The organism is Acidovorax delafieldii 2AN (assembly GCF_000175235.1).
GTDB classification, from domain to species: Bacteria; Pseudomonadota; Gammaproteobacteria; order Burkholderiales; family Burkholderiaceae_C; genus Acidovorax; species Acidovorax delafieldii_B.
Genome location: NZ_ACQT01000595.1, coordinates 1 through 741, shown reverse-complemented (window position 1 = coordinate 741; position 741 = coordinate 1). Strand labels below are relative to the sequence as shown.

1 protein-coding gene is annotated in these 741 nt (G+C 68.6%); it reads left to right on the top strand.

Annotation, left to right across the window (positions count from 1 at the left end):
- Positions 1 to 61: 61 nt before the first annotated feature.
- A partial coding sequence (gene pyrF, locus ACDELDRAFT_RS23270; protein WP_005801833.1) for an orotidine-5'-phosphate decarboxylase occupies positions 62 to 741 on the top strand: 680 nt, incomplete at its 3' end.

Sequence of the window (741 nt, the reverse complement as noted above, 5' to 3'; positions counted from 1 at the left end):
AGCGCGCGCCCGGCAAGCAACGCCGTGACGCAGCAGGCGGGCCCGCCTAAAATTGCGCCCCATGACCTTTCTCGACATGCTGCGCAATGCGGCCAGCCAGAACAACTCCATGCTCTGTGTGGGCCTCGACCCCGAACCCAGCCGGTTTCCCGCCGGCATGCGCGGCGACCCGCGCAGGATCTACGATTTCTGCGCGGCCATTGTTGACAGCACGGCGGATGTGGCCTGCGCCTTCAAGCCCCAGATTGCCTACTTCGCGGCCCACGGTGCCGAAGACCAGCTCGAGCGCCTGATGCAGCACATGCGCTGCAATGCGCCCCAGGTGCCGGTCATCCTCGACGCCAAGCGCGGCGACATCGGCTCGACCGCCGAGCAGTACGCCAAGGAGGCTTTCGAGCGCTATGGCGCGGACGCCGTCACGCTCTCGCCCTTCATGGGATTCGACTCCATCGAGCCCTACCTGGCCTACCACGGCAAGGGGGCCTTCTTGCTGTGCCGCACCTCCAACCCCGGCGGCGACGACCTGCAGAACCAGCGCCTGGCCAGCATCGAAGGCCAGCCCCTGCTGTATGAACACGTGGCCCGGCTCGCGCAGGGGCCCTGGAACCGCAACGGCCAACTCGGCCTGGTGGTGGGCGCCACCTACCCGCAGGAAATCGAACGCGTGCGCGCCATTGCGCCCACGCTGCCCCTGCTGATCCCCGGCGTGGGCGCCCAGGGCGGCGATGCCGTGGCCACGGT